The sequence below is a fragment of the Rhizobium atlanticum genome (assembly GCF_030182485.1).
GTDB lineage: Bacteria > Pseudomonadota > Alphaproteobacteria > Rhizobiales > Rhizobiaceae > Rhizobium.
In genome coordinates, this window is record NZ_JAQJCJ010000062.1 from 1 (window position 1) to 4230 (window position 4230).

The 4230-nt window shown below is 58.9% G+C and carries 4 protein-coding genes and 1 pseudogene; all 5 read left to right on the forward strand.

Features of this window, described 5'->3' with window-relative positions; translation table 11 throughout:
* Nucleotides 1-273, forward strand: a 273-nt coding sequence (locus tag PH551_RS32525; protein ID WP_285196380.1) for a sugar phosphate isomerase/epimerase family protein, incomplete at its 5' end; no start/stop codon positions are given.
* Between the two features lie 45 nt (nucleotides 274-318).
* Complete coding sequence (locus PH551_RS32530) at nucleotides 319-1305, forward strand: LacI family DNA-binding transcriptional regulator (RefSeq protein WP_285196381.1); 987 nt, start codon at nucleotides 319-321, stop codon at nucleotides 1303-1305.
* An 81-nt stretch (nucleotides 1306-1386) separates the two neighbouring features.
* The gene (locus PH551_RS32535) at nucleotides 1387-2319 is read left to right on the forward strand and encodes a substrate-binding domain-containing protein (RefSeq protein ID WP_285196382.1); all 933 of its coding nucleotides are present in this window, start codon (nucleotides 1387-1389) and stop codon (nucleotides 2317-2319) included.
* 75 nt (nucleotides 2320-2394) lie between these two features.
* Nucleotides 2395-3939 carry a sugar ABC transporter ATP-binding protein gene (locus PH551_RS32540; RefSeq protein WP_285196383.1) on the forward strand — a complete coding sequence of 515 codons (1545 nt, stop codon included), beginning with the start codon at nucleotides 2395-2397 and terminating at the stop codon, nucleotides 3937-3939.
* Nucleotides 3936-4230 (forward strand): annotated as a pseudogene (locus PH551_RS32545) (ABC transporter permease); the annotation flags it as partial. The gene PH551_RS32540 and the pseudogene PH551_RS32545, both read left to right, overlap by 4 nt.

Consider the following 4230-nt stretch of genomic DNA (forward strand, 5'->3'; position numbering starts at 1 on the left):
AAAGAGGTGATGAGCGACTATGCCTATGCCATGGGCAAGGACCTGGTTCACATCCACGCCTCCGACAACGAACGGCTGCCGCCGGGAATGGGCAGGGGCGATTGGCCGGCGCTGATCAAGGCTTTGGCCGAAACCGGCTTCGATGGATACCTGTCGATGGAATGCGGCTTCCACAAGCGCGGCATCGAGCCAGACTGGGTGGCGCGCGTCTGCCTCGAATACCTCAAGCCAATCGTCGACGCCGCAAATGCAAAGGCAAAAATTACAAAATAAACCTGCAGATGTAATCGTTGACATTCGAATGTTCGGGACCGCGATATGACGAAACCACCAACCATACGTGATGTCGCACGTCTTTCGGGCGTCTCGACCGCCACAGTCTCGCGCTACTTCTCCGGAAAGGCCGACGCGATCGCTCCTCGCACGATCGAAAGCGTCCGCCAGGCGGCGAAGGCCCTCGGATATACCCCCTCGGAAATCGGCCGGTCTTTACGCCTCGCCCAAAGCCGCGTCGTCGTCATGCTGGTGCCGGACGCGACCAACCATTTCACCGCCGACATCGCCGTCTCGGTGGAAAGCGCCCTCAAGGGCATTGGCCTGTCGATGGTCCTGGCAAACACCGGCGAGAACGCCGCGCAGCAAGATCGCCTTCTCGCTGACGCTCAAGGACTGCGCGCACGCGCAATCGTATTACAGGGTGCGATCGACACCCCCAGGCTCCGGGAACTGGTCGCAAAGCAGGGTAATCTGATCTTCGCAAACCGGCGGCCGGCTCAGGGAATTGTCGCCCCTTACGTGGGAATCGACAACTTCCAAGCCGGACTGGCGGTCGGGCGATACTTCATTGAGCGTGGCTATGAGAACTGGGTCGCGATCCATGGCCCGCGCCATTATTTTGGCAGTACTGCCAGACTGGACGGTTTTATTTCCGGCCTGGGCGATGCCTCGCGCGTGCTGCAGTTCGAGAGCCCCTACACGATGCAGGCCGGCTACGAGCATGCTTGCCGACTTCTTGACCTCGCACCGAAGAAATACAGCGTCTTCTGCGCAAACGACATGATCGCCTATGGTTTCTACCGGGCGGCTATGGAGCGCAATCTTCGTGTACCCGACGACCTCGTCATATTCGGCTTCGACGACAACCGCCTGAACGAGTGGTTGGCCCCTTGGTTGACCACGGTGAAGGTCCCTGCGCTCGAATTCGGTCCGGCGATCGCCAAGCTGATCGAAATGCCCAAACCTGGTTTCGAGGATGGTCGAAGTATCATTTTGCCATTCGAGCTGAAGGTTCGGCAATCCGCCTGAACCAAGAGACGTCCCGGTGTAGGTGGACGTTCCGGACAAACAATCGGGTGCTGCCGGACACCCGTTAAAGGGGAATAGATAATGAACCGAATGACTATACTGACAGCATCCATGGTATTTCTTGGATCGACGGCCTTCGCCGGTGACATCGGCGTTAGCATCTCTCACAGCGATTCAAATCTCGCGGTACTGGTCAAGGGTATCAAGGACAGGGCTGCACAATCGAACCAGCCGCTGCAGATCGAGTTCGCGGAAGGCGACGTCAACCGCCAGCTGTCGCAGGTGCAGAACTTCATCGCGGCAAAGGTTGACGCCATCATCGTCAATACGGTCGAAACCTCCGCAACGCCAACCATGACCAAGCTTGCGGCCGACGCGGGCATCCCGCTCGTATACGTGAACAACACGCCGAGCGACGTTCACGAACTTGGCCCCAAGGCTGCATTCGTCGGTTCCGACGAGAAGGTAGCCGGTACGCTCGAGGCGCAGGAAGTATGCCGCGTTCTCAAGGAGCGCGGAAAGGAGAAGGCCGCCGACATCCTGATCATTCAGGGCGTACTCGCCAACGAAACTGCAGTGCTGCGCAGCCAGGCCGTGCACGAAGTTGCCGCGACGGCCGAATGCAGTTTCATGAAGATCATCGACGAACAGTCGGCAAACTGGGATCCGGTGAAGGCCCAGGATCTGGTGACGAACTGGATTACCGCCGGATACCAGCCGGCGGCGATCATCTCGAACAATGACGAAATGGCGATAGGCGCCATCAATTCGCTCAAAGCGTCCGGCCTCGACGGCGTGATCGTCGCCGGCGTCGATGCGACGAAGGAAGCGATGCAATACATGAAGAACGGCGACCTGCAGGTCACCGTCTTTCAGGATGCGATCGGACAGGGCGCCGGATCGGTCGATCTGGCCATGAAGCTCGCCAAGGGCGAGAAGGTCGAGTCACCGCTCTGGATTCCCTACGAGCTGGTCAATCCGGCAAACGTCGAAACCTACCTCAGCAAAAACTAGCGCCGGATGAACACGCAGGCGCACCATGGTGCGCCTGCCAGCCTCATGAGACGGGTCACGGAAGGGTTTGGTTACATGAATAAGGTCTCCCCCTCAACTATCAAAGCCGTAAGAGAGAGCGGGGCCGTTCCAGCAGCCGAATTTCTCCTGCAGGTCGAAAACGTCCGCAAGGAATTCGCCGGGAACGTCGCTCTCGACAACGTCTCCTTCCGGCTTCGTCGCGGCACCGTTCACGCACTCATGGGCGAGAACGGCGCTGGCAAGTCAACCTTGATGAAGATCATCGCCGGCATCTACACGCCAGATGCGGGGGATTTTTATCTCAACAACGTGCCGATCAAGCTGCGCAGTCCGCTCGACGCGCTCGACAACGGCATTGCGATGATTCACCAGGAGCTCAACCTGATGAACCACATGACGATCGCGGAAAATATCTGGATACGCCGCGAACCGCGAAATCGCTTCGGTCTTGTCGATCATCAGGAACTACGTGCCAGCACATACCGCCTGTTCAAGGAGCTCGGCATCGATCTCGACCCCGACGAGAGGGTGGGACAGCTGTCGGTGGCGAGCCGCCAGATGGTCGAGATCGCCAAGGCCGTCTCCTACCAGTCGGACGTCCTCATTATGGACGAACCGACGTCGGCGCTGACCGAACGCGAAGTCGATCATCTGTTTCGCATCATTCGCACGCTGAGGGAACAAGGCAAGGGTATCATCTACATCACCCATAAGATGAACGAGCTGTTTGAGATCGCCGATGAGGTATCGATTTTCCGGGACGGCCGGCACATCGCAACCAAAGCCTCCAGCGACCTCACGCGCGACGAAGTCATTCGCATGATGGTCGGGCGCGAAATTTCGCAGATGTTTCCCAAAGTGGAATCGAAGATCGGAGAGGTCGTTCTCAGCGTCAGAAATCTTGGCCTGAAGGGTGTGTTCGAGGACGTATCGTTCGATCTTCATGCCGGTGAAATCCTCGGGTTGGCTGGGCTGGTCGGCGCCGGCCGTTCCAATATCGCCGAAACGATCTTCGGCGTGACTCCCGCAACTTCGGGAACCATCGCCCTTGGCGGCAAGGAGATCAAGATCACCTCTCCGAGCGTCGCCATGGAGAACGGCATGGCGTTCCTGACCGAAGACCGCAAGGAATCGGGGTGTTTCCTGCTGTTGGACATCCAACAGAACATGCAGTTGGCCGCCCTCCGCGGCGGGTATGTCAAGCACGGTTTCGTGCAGCAGAAGCGCCTCTCCGAAGAATGCGAAGAGATGAAAACCACACTGCGCGTGAAAACTCCGAGCATGGGTGAGAAGATCCTCAACCTTTCCGGCGGCAACCAGCAGAAGGTGCTGATCGGCCGCTGGCTGCTGACGAAACCCAAGGTGCTCATTCTTGACGAACCGACCCGCGGGATCGATGTCGGCGCCAAGGCGGAGATCCACCGAATGATCTCCACGCTCGCTTCCACGGGGGTCGCTGTCATCATGATCTCCTCCGAACTTCCGGAGATTCTCGGAATGAGCGACCGCATCGCCACGATCCGCCAGGGACGGCTGGCGGGCATCCTCGACCGCGCGGACGCGGACCAGGTTAAGATCATGGAGCTCGCCGCACAATGAATACGAGCGACGCCGCAGGATTGGCAGACACGCGCGCTGTCAAGCGCAAGTTCAAGAGCGAGATGTCGATGGCCTTTGTGCTTGTCGGCATCGCGCTGATCTTCGAGGTGCTTGGCTGGATTTTCGTGGGCACGTCGTTCCTCGGCAACGATCAGCGCCTGTCGATCATCATTCTCCAGGTCTCGGTGACCGGAATTCTGGCCGTCGGCGTGACGCATGTGATCATCACAGGCGGCATCGACCTGGCGTCGGGATCGGTGGTCGGCCTTTCGGCCATGGTCGCCGCATCGC